Source organism: Rhizobium sp. CC1099, assembly GCF_029714385.1.
In the GTDB taxonomy this organism is placed as follows: domain Bacteria; phylum Pseudomonadota; class Alphaproteobacteria; order Rhizobiales; family Rhizobiaceae; genus Rhizobium.
This window is the reverse complement of record NZ_CP121642.1, coordinates 554,686-577,369: the sequence shown is the minus strand read 5'-3', so window position 1 is coordinate 577,369 and position 22,684 is coordinate 554,686. Positions and strand designations below refer to the sequence as shown.

General features: G+C 59.6%; 13 protein-coding genes. 6 read left to right on the top strand and 7 right to left on the bottom strand.

The window, feature by feature from the left end:
• Positions 1–35 precede the first annotated feature (35 nt).
• On the bottom strand, positions 36–191 hold the full coding sequence (locus tag QA644_RS23930) for a helix-turn-helix transcriptional regulator (protein WP_074065708.1): 156 nt from the start codon (positions 189–191) through the stop codon (positions 36–38).
• Between the two features lie 487 nt (positions 192–678).
• On the opposite strand from QA644_RS23930, the gene QA644_RS23925 reads away from it, so the two are divergent.
• On the top strand, positions 679–2,715 hold the full coding sequence (locus QA644_RS23925; protein WP_283073586.1) for an EAL domain-containing protein: 2,037 nt from the start codon (positions 679–681) through the stop codon (positions 2,713–2,715).
• 158 nt (positions 2,716–2,873) lie between these two features.
• On the opposite strand, the gene glgB is transcribed toward QA644_RS23925, so the two are convergent.
• The 5 genes from glgB to QA644_RS23900 form a co-directional block, all read right to left on the bottom strand.
• Positions 2,874–5,081: a 1,4-alpha-glucan branching protein GlgB gene (glgB, locus tag QA644_RS23920; protein WP_283073585.1), complete on the bottom strand. Its 2,208-nt coding sequence runs from the start codon at positions 5,079–5,081 to the stop codon at positions 2,874–2,876.
• Positions 5,078–8,395 carry a maltose alpha-D-glucosyltransferase gene (treS, locus tag QA644_RS23915; protein WP_283073584.1) on the bottom strand — a complete coding sequence of 1,106 codons (3,318 nt, stop codon included), beginning with the start codon at positions 8,393–8,395 and terminating at the stop codon, positions 5,078–5,080. Before treS ends, glgB begins: the two co-directional genes overlap by 4 nt.
• 14 nt (positions 8,396–8,409) lie before the next feature.
• Positions 8,410–11,655: a maltotransferase domain-containing protein gene (locus tag QA644_RS23910; protein WP_283073583.1), complete on the bottom strand. Its 3,246-nt coding sequence runs from the start codon at positions 11,653–11,655 to the stop codon at positions 8,410–8,412.
• A gap of 344 nt (positions 11,656–11,999) precedes the next feature.
• A complete protein-coding gene (locus tag QA644_RS23905) occupies positions 12,000–13,325 on the bottom strand; it encodes an FAD-dependent oxidoreductase (protein ID WP_208645065.1) in 1,326 nt (441 codons plus the stop codon).
• Entirely contained in the window at positions 13,318–14,712 is a 1,395-nt protein-coding gene (locus tag QA644_RS23900; RefSeq protein WP_283074006.1) for a PLP-dependent aminotransferase family protein, read from the bottom strand. Before QA644_RS23900 ends, QA644_RS23905 begins: the two co-directional genes overlap by 8 nt.
• Before the next feature lie 250 nt (positions 14,713–14,962).
• Between QA644_RS23900 and QA644_RS23895 the strand changes: the two genes are divergently transcribed.
• The 5 genes from QA644_RS23895 (at position 14,963) to QA644_RS23875 (ending at position 21,284) form a co-directional block, all read left to right on the top strand.
• Positions 14,963–16,045, top strand: a complete 1,083-nt coding sequence (locus QA644_RS23895; protein ID WP_283073582.1) for an ABC transporter ATP-binding protein — start codon at positions 14,963–14,965, stop codon at positions 16,043–16,045.
• Positions 16,046–16,090: 45 nt separating this feature from the next.
• The gene (locus QA644_RS23890) at positions 16,091–17,140 is read left to right on the top strand and encodes an ABC transporter substrate-binding protein (RefSeq protein WP_283073581.1); all 1,050 of its coding nucleotides are present in this window, start codon (positions 16,091–16,093) and stop codon (positions 17,138–17,140) included.
• Positions 17,141–17,218: 78 nt separating this feature from the next.
• The gene (locus QA644_RS23885) at positions 17,219–18,466 is read left to right on the top strand and encodes an ABC transporter permease (protein WP_283074005.1); all 1,248 of its coding nucleotides are present in this window, start codon (positions 17,219–17,221) and stop codon (positions 18,464–18,466) included.
• Complete coding sequence (locus QA644_RS23880) at positions 18,466–19,281, top strand: ABC transporter permease (RefSeq protein WP_283073580.1); 816 nt, start codon at positions 18,466–18,468, stop codon at positions 19,279–19,281. Before QA644_RS23885 ends, QA644_RS23880 begins: the two co-directional genes overlap by 1 nt.
• Positions 19,282–19,748: 467 nt before the next feature.
• Positions 19,749–21,284, top strand: a complete 1,536-nt coding sequence (locus QA644_RS23875; protein WP_283073579.1) for a cation:proton antiporter — start codon at positions 19,749–19,751, stop codon at positions 21,282–21,284.
• A 77-nt stretch (positions 21,285–21,361) separates the two neighbouring features.
• On the opposite strand, the gene QA644_RS23870 is transcribed toward QA644_RS23875, so the two are convergent.
• The gene (locus QA644_RS23870) at positions 21,362–22,603 is read right to left on the bottom strand and encodes an NAD(P)/FAD-dependent oxidoreductase (protein ID WP_283073578.1); all 1,242 of its coding nucleotides are present in this window, start codon (positions 22,601–22,603) and stop codon (positions 21,362–21,364) included.
• Positions 22,604–22,684: the final 81 nt, after the last annotated feature.

Here is a 22,684-nt window from a genome sequence, read left to right as displayed (position 1 = left end):
CCTGTGCACGTTGCAGAACAGGCGTGACACTTTCATCATTCAATCACGCCTGTCCTTAGCGCCGCGGCCACCAGAGCTGTGTCCTTGTAGACTGCAAATGTATCCTTCAGCGCTTCGATATGCGTTCGCACGGTATGCACCGAGCACCCGAGGATGATCGCAATCTCCTGCGCGCTCTTTCCGTCGCACATGAGCGTCAGGATTTCCCTCTCTCGCTTGGTGATGTGGATCTCGTTCAAGTTCTTCCTCTTCGCTTAACGCATTGCGTGGCTCCTAATAGATATAGGTGCGTCGTGCGCTCGCCGGAGTCAGAACGAACCCGTTTTCAAGAATTCTGGGTGCACCTTGTGCAACAATGCGCCACCGCTACGCGGTCTGAGCATTGCGGCGGTCTCGACCGCACCCTTTGCTCCGTTCAGACGGCATCGAACCGTTAAGGCTCGCAGCATCTCCGTCAGTCTCTAGCTCGCTGTTTCTCTCAATGGCAGAACCTGGCCCTTATATAAGCACTTGCGGAGCGAAGCACGACGGCAATCATGCCGGAAGTGTCGGCTTGTTTGCACGCGCAGAAGCGATCGCCGACACGACCTGGTTGAGCAATTTTGAAAAAAAGGCATTGTGATTGCATCCGGCGCACTTTACGGTTGCGTTTTATGTCGGCTGTTGCAAAGGTAGATTATGCTTAGTTCCTTCCGTATTCTGGAGATTATGCAGCAGGGTGTCGCGCTGCTGGATGCAGACTTACGGGTTGTGATTTTCAACGATCGGATAGGGAAACTGTTGCAGGCCCCCAAAGGGGCTATTGAAGTCGGCGTCAGTGCGACAAGGATGGCTGCTCAGATTCCGATCCTTGGCCGGACGCAGCAATCTGACGACAGTCAAGAGAGCTGGCTCACGCATCTCCTCACATGTTCAACCTTGTTCTATCAAGAGATCTCAGTCGGTGAGAGGATCGTCTCGCTGACCTCCACGCCGGTGGACGACGGCGGATGGTTGATCAGCTGCGATGATATTTCGGCGCTGGCCAGCATAAGAAAGGATATGGCCGATCAGAACCGCCGCTTCGATGCGGCACTGGCAAACATGCCGCACGGTCTGTGCATGTTCGATGCTGACAAGAACCTGTTGCTGTGCAACGCAGGCTATTGTCGCTTGTACGACCTGCCCGAAACGTTGACACGGCCGGGGACGCCTCTTTGGCAAATCCTCGACTATCGGCAAACAGCTGGAAACGCGCCGGTTCAGCAGGAGGCGTATTTCGATGTTGTCGTCGAAGCCGCGCTAAAGGGTTCCGCCGCCAGTGAGAATATCGTCTTGATGGATGGCAGGGTGATAAAGATCACACATAACCCGATGGAAAACGGCGGCTACGTCGCAACCCATGAAGACGTCACCGAATCCGTGCGCGCCGAAGAACAGATCAAACACATGGCTGGTCACGACCCGCTGACTGGCCTGCCCAATCGCACGCTTTTACGTGAGAAGCTTGAAAAGGAATTGGCCCTTGGTAACGGGGGCAAGCGCTGCGCGCTGTTATGCCTGGATCTGGACCACTTCAAACGTGCGAATGATACATTGGGGCACGCCGTCGGCGACCTCCTGCTGAAGGCCGTAACCGACAGGCTGAAGACATGCCTGGGTGAGGGCGATAGCATTGCTCGGCTGGGCGGCGACGAATTCGTCGTCTTTCAGGAGGAGGTCCAAACGAAGGAACGCGCCGCGGCACTTGCACAAAGACTTGTCAATGCTATCGGCGAAACGTTTGTCGTCGAGGGGCAGCCTGTTCAAATCGGGGTAAGCATCGGCATTGCGATAGCTCCTGACGACGGCGACACGGCAGATGGTGTGCTGAAGAATGCCGACACCGCTCTCTACAAAGCAAAAACGGATGGCAGAGGCACCTATTGCTTCTTCGAGCCTGCAATGGATGCCGGCATCCAGAAGCGGCGCAAACTCGAAGTCGACCTTCGGCAGGCTATCGCAGGGAGCCAGTTCGAAATCTACTATCAGCCGCAGGTCAATGCAGGAACCGAAGAGGTTGTCGGCTTCGAAGCGCTCTTGCGTTGGCACCATCCCGAGCGGGGCCTGGTTTCACCGGCTGAATTCATCCCGCTGGCGGAAGAAACCGGCTTGATCGTGCCACTCGGGGAATGGGTGTTGCGCCAGGCCTGCAAAGATGCCGCAAGCTGGCCGGGGCATGTAAGGGTTGCGGTGAACCTTTCCCCAGTCCAGTTCAGAAGCCCCTCGCTTACCCATACGGTTATATCTGCCCTTGCTGATTCCGGTCTGTCGGCTTTTCAGCTTGAACTCGAAATCACCGAATCCGTCCTCCTCACTGACAGCAAGACGGCCCTGGCAACCCTGCACCACATCAAGGGACTTGGAGTGCGGATCGCGATGGACGACTTCGGTACCGGATATTCCTCCTTGAGCTATCTGAGGCTTTTTCCGTTTGACAAGATCAAGATCGATCAATCATTCATCCGTGAACTTGGAGATTCCAAGGATTGCGCCGCCATCGTGAAGGCGGTGGTCGATCTGGGATCCAGCCTCGGTATCACGACCACTGCCGAAGGCGTCGAAACGACCGACCAGCTCGATCAAGTGAGGGAGCACGGCTGCACCGAAATTCAGGGATATTTCTTCGGAAAACCTCTGCCTTTCAGTCACGTCGAGAAACTCTTGCGCAAAGGCTCGCCTTCCCAGTCGCGCTGAGAAGCCTTCGGAAGCCAAGCGTCTGGCCGCTTCTTGTCTGACAAAAGCGCCGCATACCATCGCGGTAAATCGGCTTCGCCGCAGTATTCCCTGAAAGCACGACCAGGTGCCGGACGCGCCTGGGCGTCCGGCACCACCCCAGCGCAGATGGAAGAGCGTTACTCCTTGTGCCTTAAGAAGACCGTTGCGAGCGGCGGCAGTGTCAGAAGGACGGAATACTCCTTGCCGTTACTTGGCTGGCGTTCTGCCCAGACCTCAGTCTGGCCAAGATTGGCCCCCCCGTAGATCGCCGCGTCGGTATTGAGTACCGCCTGCCAGCGGCCCTCCGTGGGCACACCGACCCGGTAACCGTAGCGCGGAACAGGGGTGAGATTGGACATAATCAGCATCAGCGACGAGCGGTCGGGCGAACTGCGAAGCATGCCGTAGACGGAGTTTTCCGCGTCGTCTGCGACTGCCCATTCGAAGCCAGCGGCATGAAGGTCGCTGAACTGTAGCGCCGGCTCTTGCGCATAGAGCCTGTTGAGGTCACGGATCAACCGCTGAATACCTGCATGAGCGGGACTGTCGAGCAGGTCCCAATGAACGGAACCATCGTGGTCCCATTCACTCTCCTGGGCAAGCTCGCAACCCATGAAAATGAGTTTCTTGCCTGGATGTCCCCACATGAAGCCGTAATAGGCGCGCAGATTTGCAAGCCGCTGCCAGTGATCGCCGGGCATCTTTGCGAAAAGCGAACCCTTGCCGTGCACAACCTCGTCATGGGAAAGCGGCAGCATGAAGTGTTCGGAATAGGCATAGATCATGCCGAACGTCATCGCCGCATGATGGTATTTGCGGTGAACTGGATCTTCCTGCATGTAATGCAGGGTGTCGTGCATCCAGCCCATGTTCCACTTGAAATCAAAGCCGAGGCCACCGTCCTCGGGCCGCGTCGTGACCCCTGGCCAGGCGGTCGACTCTTCGGCAGCCGTAAAGGCATGCGGGCACCGATGATGGATGATGCTATTCAGGTGCTTGAAGAATTCCACCGCCTCAAGATTCTCGCGTCCGCCATATGCGTTGGGGATCCATTCGCCCTCGTTGCGGCTGTAGTCGCGGTAAAGCATTGAGGCGACCGCATCGACGCGCAGACCGTCGACGTGATAGTGTTCCAGCCATTCAAGGGCACTCGCGATCAGGAACCCTTTCACCTCGTTGCGCCCGAGATTGTAGATCAGAGTGTTCCAGTCCTTGTGGAAGCCCTCGCGCGGGTCTTCGTGCTCGTAAAGCGCGGTGCCATCGAAGCGGGCAAGCCCCCAGACATCGGTTGGAAAATGTGCCGGCACCCAATCGAGAATGACGCCAATGCCGGCAGCATGGCAGCGGTCGACGAAATAGGCGAAGTCATCCGGAAGGCCGTAACGGCCGGTCGGGGCAAAAAGGCCAAGTGGCTGGTAGCCCCAGGAGCCGCCGAACGGATGTTCCATGATCGGCAACAGTTCGATATGCGTAAAGCCGAGATCTTGGACATAGGGAACCAGCCTCTGGCTGAATTCGACCCAGTCGAGGGACCGGTTTGCCTCCTCGGCAATCCGAAGCCAGGAGCCAAGATGCACCTCGTAAACTGAAATTGCGCCTTCGAGTGCGCGCTCGGCGCGGTGAGCACGCATCCAGTCTTCATCGCTCCAGCGGAAGGGTTTTGAGGGCGCGACGATCGAAGCCGTAGAAGGTGCAGCCTCGCTGGCACGGGCAACCGGGTCGGCCTTTTGTGGCATGAGATTGCCGTTGGCATCAATGAGTTCGAACTTGTAGCGTTCTCCATGCGTCAGGCGCGGGATGAAGAGTTCCCATACGCCGGCTGAAGGACGCAGTCGCATCGGATGCCGGCGACCATCCCAACTGTTAAAGTCGCCAACCACGGAAACCCGCCGCGCATTGGGTGCCCACAGACAAAATCGCACGCCCTGTATGCCATCGATCTCCATCGGAATGGCCCCGAGCGTGCGGCCGAGATCATAGTGGGTGCCCTGAGAAATTAGATGCAGGTCAAGCTCACCGAGCAGCAATCCAAAAAAATAAGGATCCTCCGTCTCCTGTACGGCATCCGGCCAGTTGATGCGAAAGAGGTAATTCGTCGTGCTACCGATTGCCCCGGCAAAGAGGCCACCTTCATGAATCGTCTCCAGTCTCGTCAGCACGCGGCCGGTGTCAGCCTCGACCACGTCGACGGATGCTGCCCCGGGCAACAAGGCTCTTACGACGGTAAGATCGCCATACTGGTGGCGTCCAAGGATCGAGAATGGATCACCGTGAAGGCCTTCGACGAGAGCCTGAAGGCCCTCCTGGACAGTGCCTATCATCAAGTCTGTGCGCTCGTATCTCATGCGACTTTCTCCAGCAGTCTCGATGCGATGGCCGAGAAACCGCCAAGCGGCAGGGCCAGCCAGTTGGGTCGGTTGCGCGCTTCATAGGCGATCTCGTAAGCGGCTTTCTCGAGCAGGAACAGATCGAGGATGCGACTGCGCGAATTGGTCGGAATGTTGAGTTCGCGCACGTCTTCGATCACTCCGAAATAAGCACCGAGGAACGCCTGCTCGGCCAAGTCGACGAAGCGCCTAACGAGTGCGCTGTGTCTTTGGTCTTCCACCTCGCTTACCCGTTCCAGGTCAAGATCGGCGGATGCCGCCAAATAGCTAAACGACCTCAGGAGGCCCGCGACATCTCGCAGGGGATTGGTCTTTGCGCGGCGTTCGGCAAGATCGCGTGCGGGCTCGCCCTCAAAATCGATGATGTAGGCATCCCCTTCCGCAACCAGGACCTGGCCGAGGTGGAAATCGCCGTGATTTCGGATCATCAGCGTACCGACCGCAGCCCTGGCGAGATCGTCAACAGCATTCAAGAGATCCTCGCGCTGCTGGACGAGAAAGCCGATCTGTTGCGCCAGCGCCGGCGCAAGACTGTCGCCGCTTGCCTTAAGCATGGCGAGGCTGCCGCGAATTTGCTCCCTTACAGCGTTTGCCCAGCGAGCGGCGTCCTCATCGGTGATGCGGACGGGCTTGAAGGCTTCGTCTTCGGTCGGCCGCGCCAACGCCGCATGCAATTCGCCGAGCCGCTTGCCAACGGTCGCAGCGAACGCGACGAGCGGCTTGAAATGCTCGTCGGCCGCCTTGCCGTCAACGCCGGTCACCACGACCTCGTCGGTCGAGCGACGCAGATTGGCCAGCATCCAATTCCACGCATCGCCCTGATTGCGAATGGCTCTTTGCACGATAATCAGCGTGTATCGGCTGCCATCGGGTGTGATATGAACGACTTCGCCGAGCAGGTGCGCGGTATTGGCATATCCGACGCTGGTCAGCCGGCGCGTCATCTCCACTTCCGGATGGACACCGGGGAAGATATGGCGGATGAGTTTTACCATCGCCATATCGCCGACGATCAGCGAGCTGTTGGATTGCTCGGCAGAGAGCCAGTGCACTTGTATGTCATCATCGACGCTCATGCAGTCGAGCTGCGCGGTCCCTAAGAACTCGAGCTTGCCAGCGCGACCGGCAATGACGGCACGGTCACAGAGGCCTCGTATGACGCCGCGTGCAAGACCTTCCATCGCAAATCCGTCAGTCAGGAAGCCGACGCGACGGCCCTGACGGAGACGGGCAAGGGCAAGCTGCTGGGCAAGAGCACTGGGCTGGCTGTCATCCCACGATACGGCAAGCGGCAGCAGGTATGTCTCATTGCGAGCTTCCAGTTCCGCTTCCAGTTCTGCAAACAAGATGTTGCCGGCGAATGGAAACGGCATGGCGGAAATCAGGGACGCACGCCTTAACCTCTCGCCCTTGGCGGCGAACCAGCGCCGCTTGCCGAGATAGGCCGGCAGCACCTCGCTCGAAAGCGTACCTGAAAGCCGGGGCTCATCGAGCAGTTCCTGCAGGTCGCGACGCACGACCATGGTCACCATGTCCTGCATCTGCTCGGGAGGATCGGCGCGCCATGCGGGGCCATCAGTCTCCTGGCTGAGCTGGAACCAGAAGAAACCATAAGGGGGCAGCGTGAGCAGATAAGTGAGTTGACCGATCGGCGGGAAAGGAGACATGCCCGTCAGCTCAATCGGGATGTAACCGGCAAAATGGGCAAGATCCAGCTCGACGGCTTGCGGCAGGCGCGACAGGTTGGCGACGCAAAGGATCGTTTCGCCTTGGTATTCCCTAAGATAAGCAAGGATTTTCCTGTTGCCGGGCGACAGGAACCGTAAGGAACCGCGCCCAAATGCAGTATGCTTGTTGCGCAAGGCCAGCATATGCCGTGTCCAGTTGAGCAACGAATGGGCATCGGCCCCCTGCGCTTCGACATTAACCGCTTCATAGCCGTAAAGCGGATCCATGATGGGCGGCAGAACGAGGCGCGCGGGGTTTGCCTTCGAGAAGCCGCCATTGCGGTCCGGAGACCATTGCATCGGCGTTCGCACGCCATCGCGGTCGCCTAGATAGATATTGTCGCCCATGCCTATCTCGTCGCCGTAGTAGATCACGGGAGTACCGGGCATCGAAAGCAGAAGCGCGTTCATCAGCTCGACGCGGCGGCGGTCGCGCTCCATCAGCGGCGCAAGACGTCGCCTGATTCCGAGGTTGATGCGCGCGCGGCGATCAGCGGCGTAGATGTTCCAAAGATAGTCCCGTTCGTCGTCAGTGACCATCTCGAGTGTCAGCTCGTCATGATTTCTCAGGAAGATCGCCCATTGGCAACTCTCCGGGATTTCGGGCGTCTGACGCATAATATCGGTGATTGGAAACCGATCTTCCTTGGCGATTGCCATATACATGCGCGGCATCAAGGGGAAGTGGAATGCCATGTGGCATTCATCGCCGTTGCCGAAATAGTCGCTGGTATCCTCTGGCCATTGATTGGCCTCGGCAAGCAGCATCTTGCCAGGGTGAGTGGAATCGAGCGCTGCACGGATCTTCTTCAGGATTCCATGCGTCTCTGGCAGGTTCTCGTTGATTGTCCCCTCGCGCTCGACCAGATAGGGGATTGCGTCCAGTCGGAAACCATCGATTCCGGTTTCCAGCCACAAGCGCATCACGCTTAGAAGCTCTTTCAGTACGAGCGGATTATCGAAATTGAGGTCGGGCTGGTGGGAATAGAACCGGTGCCAATAATAGGCGCCGGCGACAGGATCCCAGGTCCAGTTGGACTTTTCAGTGTCAAGAAAGATGATCCGGGTTTCCGGGAACTTCTGATCCGTGTCCGACCAGACGTAGAAGTCGCGCTCCGGCGAGCCGGGAGGCGCATGGCGCGCCCGCTGGAACCACGGATGCTGATCGGAGGTGTGGTTGATGACGAGCTCGATAACGACTCTCAGCCCACGTTGATGTGCGGCTTCGACGAAGGCCTCGAACTCCTCCATGGTGCCGTAGTCCGAACTGACATTGGTGTAGTCGGCGATATCGTATCCATCGTCACGGCGCGGGGACGGGAAGAACGGCAAGAGCCATATGACATTGGCTCCGAGCGAAGCGATGTGATCGAGCTTCTCATGCAGTCCCTCGAAGTCACCGATGCCGTCTCCATTGGCGTCGAAGAACGACTTGATGTGAAGCTGGTAAATGACAGCGTCCTTGTACCACAGGGGATCGGAATCTTGCGTGCTTGTCTGCGTCTCGGTCTGCGTCTGACTACGGCTTGTGGTTGCGACGTCCATTTTGCTTTCCTCCCTTATCTCACACGCCAGATCGAAAACGGCAGCCCGGCGTGGGGATCGAGCCGAAGGCGCTGAACCTTGCCGGTCCAGGTGAATTTGTGACCGTCGATCAGGTCTTCGAGATCGAGCGCGGCATGGTCCGCGAGGTTCCATGACCAGAGCGGAATTTCCACATCTGCCTCGTGGGCATTATGCGGATCGAGATTGACAGCGATCAGCAGAGCGTTCTCGCGCCCGGGGCTCGCCTTTTCGTAGAACATGATGTTGTCGTTCCAGGCTGTGAGAAGCTGCAGGCCATGGTGGGAATGCAGAGCCGGGTTTTCCTTGCGGATGCGGTTGAGCATCGTGATTTCGGACTTAATGTTGCCCGGCCGATCGTGGTCCCAGGCCCGGATCTCGTATTTTTCTGAGTCGGCATATTCCTTGCGCTTGGCGTCCGGGCGACCCTCGCAAAGCTCAAAACCGTTATAGACCCCCCATAGTCCCGACAGTGTCGCTGCGAGCGCCGCACGGATGAGATAAGCCGGACGAGGCGCATTTTGCAGAAAGTCAGGGTTGATGTCGTGCGTATTGACGAAGAAGTGCGGACGGAAGAATTCCTTGGGTTCTTCCGTCGTGATCTCACGCATGTACTGTTCCAGTTCCCACTTGGCGTTGCGCCAGGTGAAATAGGTGTAGGACTGCGAGAATCCGACCTTGGCGAGCCGGTACATCACCTTGGGTTTCGTGAAGGCTTCCGACAGGAATACGACCTCCGGGTGCCGGGATCGGATGTCAGCAATCAGCCACTCCCAGAACGGGAAAGGCTTAGTATGCGGATTATCGACCCGAAACAGCTTTACGCCGTTGTCGACCCACTTTTGAACAATGTCGCGCAGCGCAATCCATAATGACGGGACTGCCTCACCCGCGTAGAAGTCGACATTGACGATGTCCTCGTATTTCTTGGGAGGATTTTCCGCATAACGTATGGTCCCATCCGGTCGCCAGTCGAACCAGCCCGGATGCTGTTTTAGCCACGGATGATCGGGGGAAGCTTGAATTGCAAGATCAAGCGCTATCTCCAGGCCGTCGTCCTTGGCGGCATCGACCAACCGCCGGAAGTCCTCGAAGCTGCCGAGTTCGGGGTGAATTTCGTCATGGCCGCCCGCCTGCGAGCCAATCGCGTACGGACTGCCGGGATCGCCTGGTTCTGCACGCAGGCTGTTGTTCTTACCCTTGCGATTTGTTGTACCGATGGGGTGAACAGGCGGAAAGTAGAGCACGTCGAAGCCCATTGCGCGAATGGCCGGCAACCGCTTGATAACATCATCGAATGTGCCGTGTCGGTCCGCATCGCCGCTCTGGGAGCGCGGGAATATCTGGTACCAGCTTGCGAAGGCGGCAGCCGAACGCTCGGCATCGAGCGGGATGACTTGAGACCGGAGCCGGTAAGGACGCCTATCTGCCGCCGCCATCAGCTCGGCGGTTTCTGTGGCGAGCAGGATTTCGGTGCGCCGTGCATCCTGCGTCTCCGTCAGTTCGTCGAACAAGACTTTCAGTCGGCTCTTGATCTGGCCGTCGGCGTGATCGAGCGCGTCCAGCACGAGGTTGATGCCTTCCTGGATTTCCAGCCTGAGATCGAGACGTGCCTCGTGCTTCTTGACGAGTTCATAGCGGTAGATCTGGAAGGGGTTGCGCCATGCTTCCACGACGAATTCGTGCCGCCCTAGGCGCTTTGCCACGAATTCCGCACGCCAGCGATCGTTTTCGACGAGCTCCATGCGGACTTCGTTCCACCCGCTCTGGTCGGCCGGGCGCCAAAGAAGCGCCGCCGACAGGGGGTCGTGACCGTCTCCAAAAATATCGGCTTCAACCTTTATCGTTTCGCCGACAACGCGTTTGACCACGAAACGTCCCTCGTCGACCGCCGGCGTGATTTTTTCGATTGCCAATCTTGCAGACGCCGCGGCCTCGCTGGCTGCGGGTACAGCAAGTGCGTCAATGATGGGAACGGACGACAGTCCTTCGAAAACGCGAAGCTCACCCGGTTTCAACTTCAGTTGGGCGTCAAGGATCTCATCGTCGGCCTGCGGGTTGCTCAGCGGCAGAAATGAGGATGCAGCCTCCCGCACAAGATTGAACGGAGCGCCGACGCTGCGCCGCAGATCACGATTGAGGACGACGACACGCACTTTCTGTGAGCTTGGCACATCCTCCTGATCCGTCTGCATCAGTGCAACGGCCGGCGTTTGGCTGGTGGAGATGAGCTTGAGCGGCCGACGCGCGAAACCGGCAGCCGTCTTGTTCGTCCAGGCGTTGACGGCGCGAATATCGCCGGAAAGGTCGAACGCGCCCCGTTCGCGAAGGCCGCGCAGGCCGGTCCCGTCCCCATGCATCGGATCAAGCGGTGCGGCGGCACCATACTCGAAGCCCATTGGGATCATCAGGCCGCTGGCAAACGTGGAAGACAGCCGCAATGCTCGGACGGCCTTGCGCTGTAGGACCTCCCAGCTGTCGGTGCCGTGGGCGACGCGCTTGCCGAACGGCGCTTCCGGAAAGGTGATCTGATAACCGATCTGCCGCTGGATCTGGTATTCCTCCATGATCCAACGTTCCTCGAGGTCCCACCATGCCAGCGAGGAGAAGCTGCCATCAAAACCGGTTCCTTCCAGGGCCTTGCGGACTTCGAAGTCGCTGCCCGGCGTCCAGGCCAGAAAGGTTGTTTCTGGCGCAGACTTGCGGATCGACAGGATGATGTTGAACCAGGCTTCCGGCGCCAGGCTTGCGATGCCGAGGCAGCGAAAGCCTGCAATTCCGAGGCCGGTAAGCAGCCTCATCCGAGCGAGCCAGTCGTCGAGATGGCCAGGATCACGTGTAGGATCGATGCGCTGGCTGCCGGCTTTGTGCGGCGGCACGCGCGGATCGGCGACGACTGAACCTGAAGCCTCGTCGACCGCCACCCGATCAATGGCCAGGTCGAGCATGATCTTGAGCTTGTTGTCTGTTGCGGCTTGGACCAAGGCTCCGACGGCCTCAGTGACAGAACTTCCCAGCCCCAATGCCGGATCGAGGCGATCGAAGCCTTTCGTGACAAAGACACTGCTGTTATGACCGCGTTCGAAAAGTGGAGCCGTCAGGACCGTGTCAAAACCAAGGTCTCTTGCATGCGCAAAAACCTCTCTCCACGCCGCCAAACCCTTCAACATCAGGGGATGCACGTAGTAGATCTGCGGCGGAAGTTGCGAGCTTCGCGACACGAATTGCGGGCGCGTGTTCATTGTGAGTCCCTAACCTTTTCAGCATTAACTGCAAGGCCGCCGTGCTTGTTCCTTTTTTTTACTGGCGCAATTGACCATCATTTCCGGACATGGCGCCGGGTTGGGTACCGGAGCTCGCTGACCGGATGACGATCTGGCGACTGTGGTGCGCGCTGTGGGCCGCCTGTCCTAGAGGGTCCGGAAAGCCGCTGATTGCAGTCGATACTGCCGCCATGGCAGCGCGTATAAGACTGCGCCGTCCGGGGCCGCGCCGATCAGCCACGCATCGAGTGGTGCCGTTTAGGGAAGATCATGGAAGTACAGCTAAGCGCGCCGATTTCCAGTCTTGGGCCAGCAGTCGCCTATCATCGGCTTGCGCCAAAATGGCTAAAGCGCTGGGAACGGAACGGCGTCAGATCGATCGACGGTTTCCGCTTTGAGACGAGATCTGCCACGAGCCGCCCGGTGATGCCAGCCAGCGTCAACCCGAGGTGGCCGTGCCCGAAGGCGTAGGTCACGTTCGGTGATGTCGGAGAGTTACCGATGACCGGCAGCGAATCCGGCATCGATGGACGAAAGCCGAGCCATTCCAAGGTGCCCTCTCCCGCACCAGGCAGAAGCGCTTCGACGCCCCTGCGGATCATGGCCGTGCGGCCGGCATTGGACGGGGCGGAGAGGCCGCCGAGTTCCACCGTGCCGGCAGCGCGCAGGCCATCTGCCATCGGCGTCATGTAGAATCCGTGTTCCGGATAACAGACGGGGCGCGCCAAGAGAGAGCCGGCCGACGGGAAGAGCACGTGATAGCCTCGTTCAGTGTCGAGCAGGACCCTGTCGCCGATCTGCCTCGCAAGCGTGCCTGACCACGCACCTGCCGCCACCACGGCGTGATCGGCACCCATTTCATCATCACCGGCCCGGAGGCGGACGCCTGCTTCTGTCATCTCCAGCCCGCTGGCGTCGCCGCCGACAAACGTGCCGCCGCGCTCGCCGACGACCATGGCAAGCGCGAAGGCCAGCAGCTTCGGGCTCGAAATCGTATAGGCATCGCGGAACAATACGCCGCGACAATATAGTGGTGCAAGATTGGGCTCGAGATCGCGGATTGCCGCGGCGTCCAGCCGCTCCAGGGCAACACCGTGACGCTCGCGAAAGAGCATTTCAGGCTCCGCCGCCTGAAACTGCGCCTCTGTCTTATAGAGATAAAGACATCCATGGCGCCGCTCAAGCGCCTTTGCGCCTGCTTCGTGGACAAGCGGCCGCCAGCCGGCATCGGCCTGCATAAGAAGGCCGGAGAGCACAGCGGCGATCCGTTCGACCTCATCCTTGCTGCTCGATGCCACAAACGCACGCAACCAAGGTGCCAGATGCGGAAGGTAGCGCCAGACGATTGCAAGTGGGCCAAGCGGGTTTGCAAGCATCCCTGGCACCCGCCAGGCAATGCCGGGCGTTGCGACGGGCACGACGCTATGAGGCGCAATCGTGCAGGCATTCCCGTATGAACAGGCTTGCTTATAGGATGCGCCGGCGAGCGGTGGCTCGCGGTCTATGACGGTGACGCGATGCCCTGCCTTTTGCAGCCAGAGCGCCGAAGCAAGGCCCACCAAACCGGCACCAATCACGAGAACATGTCGCCGCTCCGTCTCCGGCAGCGGCGCGATTTCCAGATTTGTCACGCCCGATTGCTCAGACATGACCGATCAACGCCCGGGGACGGTCGGCGAGTGTCGAAGCGATGATCCGCAGCGCCGTCGTCAACTCTTCGCGCGAGGCGGCACATCCAATGTTGACACGGACGGCATGCTCGACCGGCTGCCGATCGCAGGCAAAGGCAGCAGCCGGCATGACCGCGACGCCGTGAGCACGCAGGTTGGCGGCGAAATCTTCTGCCCGCCAGGGGGCCGGCAATCGCAGCCAGACAAACATGCAGCGGGGATCCGCTGCAAAGGAGTGGCCTGCCAGAATAGTGGTAACAAGCGTGTGGCGCGCCCGAAGTTCGGAAAGCTGGGCCTTCAAAATGGCCTGGGCGGTGCCATCCTCCAGCCACCGGCTTGCGATGAGGAGCGGCAACGGCGCAGGCATCCAGGCCGTTGTGCGCACTGCTTCGGCAGTCACCTGTGCAAGCCCCGGCGGGCAGGTCAGATAGCCGACGCGCAGGCCCGGCGCCAGGGCCTTAGAGAGGGCCGAAATATGGTAGGTCCTTTCCGGCGCAAGCGTGGCGAGCGTCGGAGCTCGGGTGCCGAGCATCGGTCCATAGACGTCGTCCTCGATGATCACCACGTCGTGGCGTTCGGCCACGGCGACCAATTCGCGGCGCCGCGCCTCGCTCATCGTCACGACACTCGGATTGTGCATCGAAGGAACGGCGAACACCGCCCGGACCGTTTCGCGCCGGCAGATATCCTCAAGCTCGCTTGCCGACATGCCCTCATCATCGCTGCCGATGCCAACGATGCGAAAGCGAAACATCTGCGCGAGCGCCTTCAGGCCATAATAGGTGAGCCGGTCCGAGACGACTACGTCGCCAGGCTCGATCAGGCTGCTGACGGCTGCCAGGAGGGCGTGCTGGGCCCCGCTGGTGACGACGATGTCGTCAGCGGATGGTTCAAAGCCGTTGAGCCCGATCCAGCGCCGGCCGGCGGCGCGTGCCCAGGCGGCTCCTTCGGGCGGCTGGTACTCCTGCATTTCCTGGAAGCGCGAATCGGCCGCAAGTGTGGGGAGTGTTTCGGCAAGGCGTTTTTGGAAATCATCGACAGCCGGGCGGTTAACGGTAAGGTCAATGACGCCGCTGGGCGGTGTCGCGCGATCGACGCGCGGCATCGCACCTTCCCTCATCACAATCGTCCCGCGGCGCGTACTTCCCACTACCAGATTGAGGTTCTGCAGCTCGCGATAGGCTTTGGTGACAGTCGATACATTGACCGAACGCTCCTTTGCCAGATCCCGTTGCGGCGGCAACTGGCTTCCGGGCGAAAGCTCGCCGGAACGGATTTTTGCCTCAATCTCGCCGGCAAGCTCGAGATAGGCGGGCCGACGCGCCGGTCGCTTCAGCACCCCGCTCTTTGTGTGGTTCTCCTGCATATCTCTCGGCATACAAATTTCCGCATCTGCTTTCGAACGCCGATCCGCTGGTATGGCGGAAAATGCACTCGTTCTCGTTGCTTTCCCTTATCTCTTTGCTGTCTATCATTTTTTTCTATGAATTTCGAGGGGCAGTTGATCGCCATACAAAATTATTTGTCTTGCTTGACAAAGTTGACGCCAGCGAGACAATATCGATCGCACACCGAGACAAAAGGCAAAGAACCTGACCGGTGACCGGAGGATTTTCATGAATGAGCCTTTCATCGCCTTTGAAGGCGTCCGCAAATCCTATGACGGCAAAAGCTACGTCGTGCGCGGGCTCGACCTCAGTGTCGCAAAAGGTGAATTTCTCACTTTGCTTGGCCCGTCCGGCTCGGGCAAAACCACGACACTGATGATGCTTGCCGGCTTTGAGGCTCCGACCCATGGCACCATCACGCTCGCCGGTCACCGCATCGATAGCGTACCGCCGCACCGCCGTAACATCGGCGTGGTCTTTCAGAACTATGCGCTTTTCCCGCACATGACCGTTGGCGAAAACGTGGCATTTCCACTCAAGATGCGGCGGCTCGGCAAGGCGCAAACGGCCGAACGCGTGCGCCGCGCACTCGACATGGTGCGCATGGAAAGCTTCCAAACGCGCCGGCCGAACCAGCTTTCCGGTGGCCAGCAGCAGCGCATCGCACTGGCCCGTGCGCTGGTGTTCGAGCCGCAACTGATACTGATGGACGAGCCGCTCGGCGCGCTTGACAAGCAATTGCGCGAACACATGCAGCTCGAAATCAAGCACCTGCACGGCCGTCTTGGCATCAACGTCGTCTATGTGACGCACGACCAGAGCGAGGCACTGACCATGTCGGATCGCGTCGGCGTCTTCGATGACGGCACGCTGCAGCAGATCGCCTCGCCGCACGCCCTTTACGAAGCGCCGGCAAACCCGTTTGTCGCGACCTTCATCGGGGAGAACAATGCCATCGCGGGCGAAGTGGTCGAGCTTGTCGGAAAGACCTGCCGGATCAGGACCGCGGACGGCTCCATCATCTCGGCTCTTGCCGGTGACGGGCTGAAACAGGGGACGCGCACGACCTTAGTGCTGCGCCCGGAGCGCATCACGCTGTCGTCTCCTGCCGAAAGTCCCAACCGCTTCACGGCCAAGATCGTCGAACTGATCTACCACGGCGATCACCTGCGGCTGCGCGTCCAGGCCTGCGGGTGCGATGACGTCCGTATAAAGCTGCCGGCTGCATTGGCGGACACGTTTCGGGCCTCCGGGGACAACATCGTCATCGGCTGGGCGCCGGAAGACTGCCGGGCGCTGGCTCTATCGTGAGAGCGAAAAGCCTAAACTGCATTCAACCAGAACAGGGGAACAAATATGAACCGCATCTCGATACTGCTTCAGACCTCCATGCTTTGTCTCGCCATGAGCGCACCTGCCCTTGCTGGGGATACGATCACGGTAACGTCGTGGGGAGGCGCATATACCAAAAGCCAGGAGAAAGCCTTCTTTGGTCCCTACTCGAAGGAGACCGGCGTCAAGATCCTGCAGGACGAGTGGGATGGATCCACCGCGAAATTGAAGGGCATGGTGGAAACCGGCCAGGTCACCTGGGATGTCGTCGATGTCGAACCAGGACATGCGCTGCAGGGTTGCGACGAAGGATGGCTGGAAGAGATCGACTATTCCAAGCTCGGCGGCAAGGAGGCCTTCATTGATGGCGCGGCAATGGACTGTGCGGCGGCCACCATCGTTTTCGGCACGATCTATGCCTATGATGCATCAAAATTTCCGAACGGCGGGCCGACGACGATGGCCGATCTGTTCGACACGAAAAAATTCCCCGGTCCGCGGGCGTTGCGCAAAGCGCCGAAGACGACGCTGGAATTCGCGCTGATCGCCGATGGCGTCGCGCCGGCCAAGGTCTATGACGTCCTCGGCTCGCCCGAAGGCGTCGATCGCGCCTTCAAGAAGCTCGATTCGATCAAGAAGGATGTCAAGGTCTGGTGGACGGCCGGCGCCCAACCGCCGCAGCTTTTGGCCGACGGCGAAGTGCTGATGACCACGGCGTGGAACGGACGCATCTACGATGCCGTCAAAAACAGCGGCAAGAATTTCAAGATCGTCTGGGATGGCCAGGGGATGGACTTCAACCTTTGGGCCGAGCCGAAGGGATCGCCGCACAAGGAGGCGGCCGACAAATTCATCGCCTATACGATGACCCCGGACGTCATGGCTCGGCAGTCGCAGTACATCTCCTACGGCCCGACGCTGAAGGCGGCGATCGCCAAGGTTCCGGCCGACATCCTGCCCGACCTTCCGACGGCGCCCGAAAACACCAAGAACGCGTTCGTGGTTTCGGCAGAATTCTGGGCCGACCATGACGAGGAATTGACAGAACGCTTCAACAAGTGGCTGGCGCAATAGTCCTCGCTCGGCGGGCGGGCTTTTCCTCCCGGGCCTGCCCGCCCATTTTTTTGCGAATGAAGGTGTGCCATGGCGCTCATGCTTACCGACGACGTCATCAACAATGCCATCGACACGGCGCCTCTTGCCCGCCGGCTGCGTGGCCTGCGACGGAAGGGGCAGATGAGAGCCTTGCTTCTCGTCGCGCCGCTGATGCTTTTCCTGCTGGCGATCTTCATCCTGCCGATCGGCATGCTTCTTACCCGAAGCGTCGACAACCGCGAAGTGGCGCGAACGCTGCCGAACACCGTCGCAATGCTTTCCTCGTGGGACGGCAGAGGCGTACCAGACGAGGCGGTCTATGCCGCCCTCGCAACCGACTTGAAGGCATCGTCCCGCGAGGATGTGGCCGAGATCGCCAAACGGCTCAATTATTACGAAACTGGCATGCGCTCGATGCTTTTGAAAACCGCGCGCACGATCCGCAATGCAAAGGCGCCCTACAAGGATGCCTTCGTCGCAGCGGACGCTCAATGGGCAACGCCCCGCTATTGGCATCTTCTCAGGCAGGCAATGCCTGAGCTTACCGATTTCTATCTGCTCGCAGCGTTGGACATGAGCCGCGACGAGACCAGCGTTATAACGACAGTCGCACCCGAAAACGCCGTTCATGTCGATGTACTGCTGCGCACCTTCGCCGTCAGTGCTTCGGTGACGCTGCTGTGCCTGCTGCTTGGTTATCCGCTTGCGGCATTGATCGCCCGGTCCAAGGGGGGCACCGCCAACACTCTGCTGATCCTCGTGCTCCTGCCCTTCTGGACATCACTGCTGGTGCGTACGAGCGCTTGGGTCGTGCTATTGCAGAGCCGCGGCGTGGTGAATTCCGCTCTTGCATGGCTTGGCGTCATCGACCCATCGCAGCCGCTGGAACTCATCTACAACCGCATCGGCGTCTTGATCGCGATGACGCATATCCTTCTCCCATTCATGGTGTTGCCGATCTACAGCGTCATGAAGAGCATCCCCCCGATCTACTTGCGCGCCGCCTCCTCGCTGGGGGCGCCACCACTATCGGCCTTCTGGCGAATCTATTTGCCGATGAGCATGCCAGGCGTCAGCGCCGGTGGACTTCTGGTCTTCATCCTGGCCCTCGGCTACTACATCACCCCAGCGCTCGTCGGCGGTCCGCGCGATCAAATGGTCAGTTACTACATTGCCTACTATTCGAACCAGGTGACCAACTGGGGGATGGCGGCGGCATTGAGCGCCATCCTCCTGGTCGCCGTGCTCATCCTTTACGCCGTCTACAATCGCATGGTCGGCATCGATCGTCTAAGGATAGGCTGATGAACCACTTCCTTTCCGTCGAACGCCTGCTTCCCATCCTGCTATGGATTGCCGGCGGCACTGTCGTTGTCTTCCTAATCGCGCCGATCATCGCCATCGTGCCCCTGTCGTTCAACGTGGAGCCCTTCTTCACCTATCCGATGCCAGGCCTCTCGCTGCGCTGGTATGAGGAATTCTTCTCCTCCGAAGTCTGGCAACTGGCTCTGAAGAACAGCATCATCGTCGCCGTCTGCACCACACTGGTGTCAACCGCACTCGGGACGTTGGCAGCAATCGGCCTTAGCCGGCCGGAATGCCCCTTCCGCGCCACACTGACTGCCATTCTGATTTCACCGATGATCGTACCGGTCATCGTCTCGGCGGTCGGCATCTATTATGCCTTTGCAGCCGTCGGTCTGCTTAACAGCTTGACCGGTTTGGTCCTTGCCCATACCGCAATCGGAGCGCCCTTCGTCGTCATTACCGTGACGGCGACACTTGCGAGCTTTGATCACAATTTGATGCGCGCGGCCTCAAGTCTTGGCGCAACGCCCCTTGAAGCCGTGCTGCGCATCATGCTGCCGATCATCGCACCGGGTGTCGTGTCGGGTGCGCTATTTGCCTTCGTCACGTCCTTCGACGAGGTGGTGATTGCACTTTTCATCGCCGGCTCCGAGGAACGCACCCTGCCCCGTCAGATGTGGAGCGGCGTTCGCGAGACACTGAGCCCGACCATCGCCGCCGTCGCAACACTGCTGATCCTATTCTCAACGCTGTTTCTCGCAACTATCCAGTGGCTGCACCGGCGCGCCGAACGCCAAAAGCTCATGCACTGATCGGGCTTTACGCCAACGCGTCTGGCGTGCTGTTCAGATGGACACCAAATTGGTCTTATGACGGCAAGGCTGCAGCAGCCTTGGTGCCGAACCCGTTCGGCAAGAAAGCGGCTCTCGGCAAATGGCCGGTGCCGCCTCCCTGGCTCCAATGAAGTGCCGCTCGTCTTTCGCACGGCCAATACTCACCTGCCATGACGGTATTTTTCGCGGCCGGGCTTCGGGAGCTGATTTTCAGCGTGTTCGGCGCCGGTGAACGGCCATCATGGATGCCGCCGAGAATTTGTGATGAAATCAACCGAATTGGGCGCCGAGTGACATCGAGATCCTGTTTTCGATTCACAGTCTGCCATGGAAGATGAAACCGATCAGGACGCCCCGCAGCAACGCTCGATGCTTTTGAAGCACTCAGACCGGCCAACATCGTTTCAGGACATGCCGGACAACAAAGAGATGGGATAGTGTCGATTATGAGCTTTTTTGAAAGCCTCCTCGTCTTGTCTCTCGTGGCGATCCTGCTACTGCAGGTTTCGCGACGTCTGTCGCTTCCCTATCCTTCCCTGCTGGCAATGGCGGGCGCTGCAGCTGCGCTTGTGCCGGGAACCCCATATGTCTCACTTGAACCTGAGACCGCCCTTGCTTTGTTCATCGCCCCCGCGCTGATGGACGCGGCATTTGACTTTTCAGTCCGAACTGCCCGGCGTTTCTGGTTGCCGTTGCTCGTCTTTGCCATCGGTGGAGTGATTGTCACAGCATTCGCCGTTGCGCTTGCAGGATCTTGGCTTGCTGGCCTGCCGTTTGCGGCCGCGCTCGTCCTTGGGGCCATTGTCGCACCGCCCGACGCAGCAGCGGCGACTGCGATCCTTTCAGGGGTGGCGATACCTCGCAGCACAGATGCCGTGCTGCGAGGCGAAAGCCTTTTCAACGACGCGGCCGCCCTCCTCATCTTCGGGGCCGCGCTCGCGGTACATTCAACGGGGAATCTTGGTGTCACCGTCGGCCTACATTTCGCCCTTGCGGCTCCCGGCGGCATACTTCTCGGTATTTTGGCGGCTTTCGTCGGCAAGCATCTTTCCGGTTTCGTGTCCGGCACCTTGGGCGGAAACCTGCTTCAGTTCGTCCAGACGTACCTGCTTTGGATTCTTGCCGAACATCTGGGGCTGTCGGCGGTGCTTGCGGTCGTGGCCATGGCCATGGCTATGGCAAGCAGCGTCGCGACATCTGCGCGCATGCGGGTCCAGTCCTATGCGGTCTGGAGTGCCGTCGTCTTCGTCCTCAATATCATGGCATTCCTATTAATGGGCATGCAGATCAGGGGCATCATCGCAGGCATGCCGGAGGGTCAGCTCGGCCAGGCCTGCACATTCGCTGCGTTTGTCGTCGCGATCGTCGTTCTCGTCCGGTTTGCGGTCTGCATCGGCTATAACCGTATCCTGGCTCGCCTTGCACGCCGCCGCGGACGAAAGGAGCCAGCGACGATCAAGCAGGCGGTTCTCGCCGGCTGGTGCGGAATGCGAGGACTGGTCACCCTTGCGACAGCATTCGCGCTGCCGAGCGATTTTCCTCAGCGCGACACAGTCGTGCTGACTGCTTTCGCGGTGGTTCTTGCAACACTCGTCATCCAAGGACTGACGCTTTCACCCTTGATCCGATGGCTGGGTCTCGACGGGCGCGCAGCGGCAGCCGAGGAGCTGCGGGGCCGTCGCGCGCAGATCACAAAGGCCGGCATCTGCGTACTGGAGGATCAGTCCGGCCCGGAGGCGGAGCTTTTGAGAAGCAAGTTTCTGATCGAGCAGAAAGCACTTTTCAATGTTGAAGGACCCTCCTCGCTTGAAACCTACCGCAAACTGGCGTTGGGCTCGATTGCCGCCCAACGCATGGAGCTTGAGCGACTTCGTTCCCAGAATGAACTCAACGTCGATGAGTACAATCTGCTGCTTGAGGAGATCGACTGGCGAGAGCTTTCTGTTTTGCCTCTCGAAGATCGGAAGATTGAGGAGATCTGAAATCACGCGCTGCATTCCTCGTGTCCCCGCGAGAATGCCTGGTCCCTGTCGCGTGCTGAAATTCTTGCCCGGGCCCTTCAGGCGATGGTCTTCATAAGCTCCTGCGCCGCCATCACTCCCGTATCATATGCGCCGTGTGCAGTCGAATAGCGTCCAGTCGAACAGGCTTCACCTGCAAAGAAGATGCGATTGCCATGCGGAGCGGCAAGCGTTCTGCGAAGATCAGACGCTCCTGGGCTGGCGTATGAATAGGAGCCGCCGATGTGCGGATCGGAGCCCCAAGCCGAAAAGGAGATCAATGAGAGCTGCCGTCCGATGTCGGATCCCAAAGCGCGCTTCAGCTCCGCAAGTCCGAACTGGAACGCCTCCTTCGGCCCCCCACGTTCTAAGTCATGTGCCAAATCCCCTGCATAATATCCCTCCACAACGGGATTTCCGAGGGGCCTGATCTGGTAGGCACCTGTCCGGCGTTCGCGATAGGAGCCTAGAAGATGACTGTCCAGCGGTAGGGCGTCTGGCCTTTCCACCTTCATGAACAGTTTGTTCGCAAGGCCGAGGGGCAGGCGGGAGGCTGCATCGATTTTTTTGGGAAGCGGCGGGAGAAACGCGATGCGCTCACTCGCAAGCACATTCGTAGAGACAGTGACGATTACCGCCTTGACACGGAGGTCGCCTTTCGATGTCGAAATAGCGACGTGATCCGCGGCGCGGTGGTCGATGCGTTCCACGGGGGTCTGCAGCTCGATCGCAAGGGGTCCGGCATAGGCGGAGACAACCGTTCCATAGCCTTCACGTACTCGCCAGTCGGGACCGGGACCGGGCTCATACCGCTGGAGGTCGACAACCGACGATCTTTCAAGTCCGGCTCCGGTGATGAACGCACCGACCGCATGGACGTACTCGTTCCACCTGCCGCCAGCCGGGAGCATGCTCGAAAGCGCCGCATCCTCGCCCTCATGGGAATTGATCCTCTCAAAGAATGCTTCGAGGGCGCGGATTGCGGGCCTGGCGTCAGCGTTTGTTTCGAGCTGGCGACCTCCCTCGTCCCATGGGGCGCGGGCGTCATCGATCGTAAGCCCCAGTTTCCGGGCGATCGCCGTCCAGGCATTCGTTCTTGCCCCATGCAGCCATCCGCATCCGACGTCAAGGGCGCCGAGTCCCGCACCGAAATGCTCCGTCCGCGCTCGCCCTCCTATACGTGCGGACGCCTCCAGAACGACGAGCGAAAGGTCCGGTCGCGCCGCCATAAGGTGCCGGCCCGCCGCTATACCGGCTGCGCCAGCGCCGATGATCGCCACATCTACTTCGTTCTCAGTCACAATGGTGCCTCCCGATTGAGCTCAGAACGGCCATGGTGATCCATATGCACCAGCGTCAGCATAGCTTCGGACAGAGCCGGA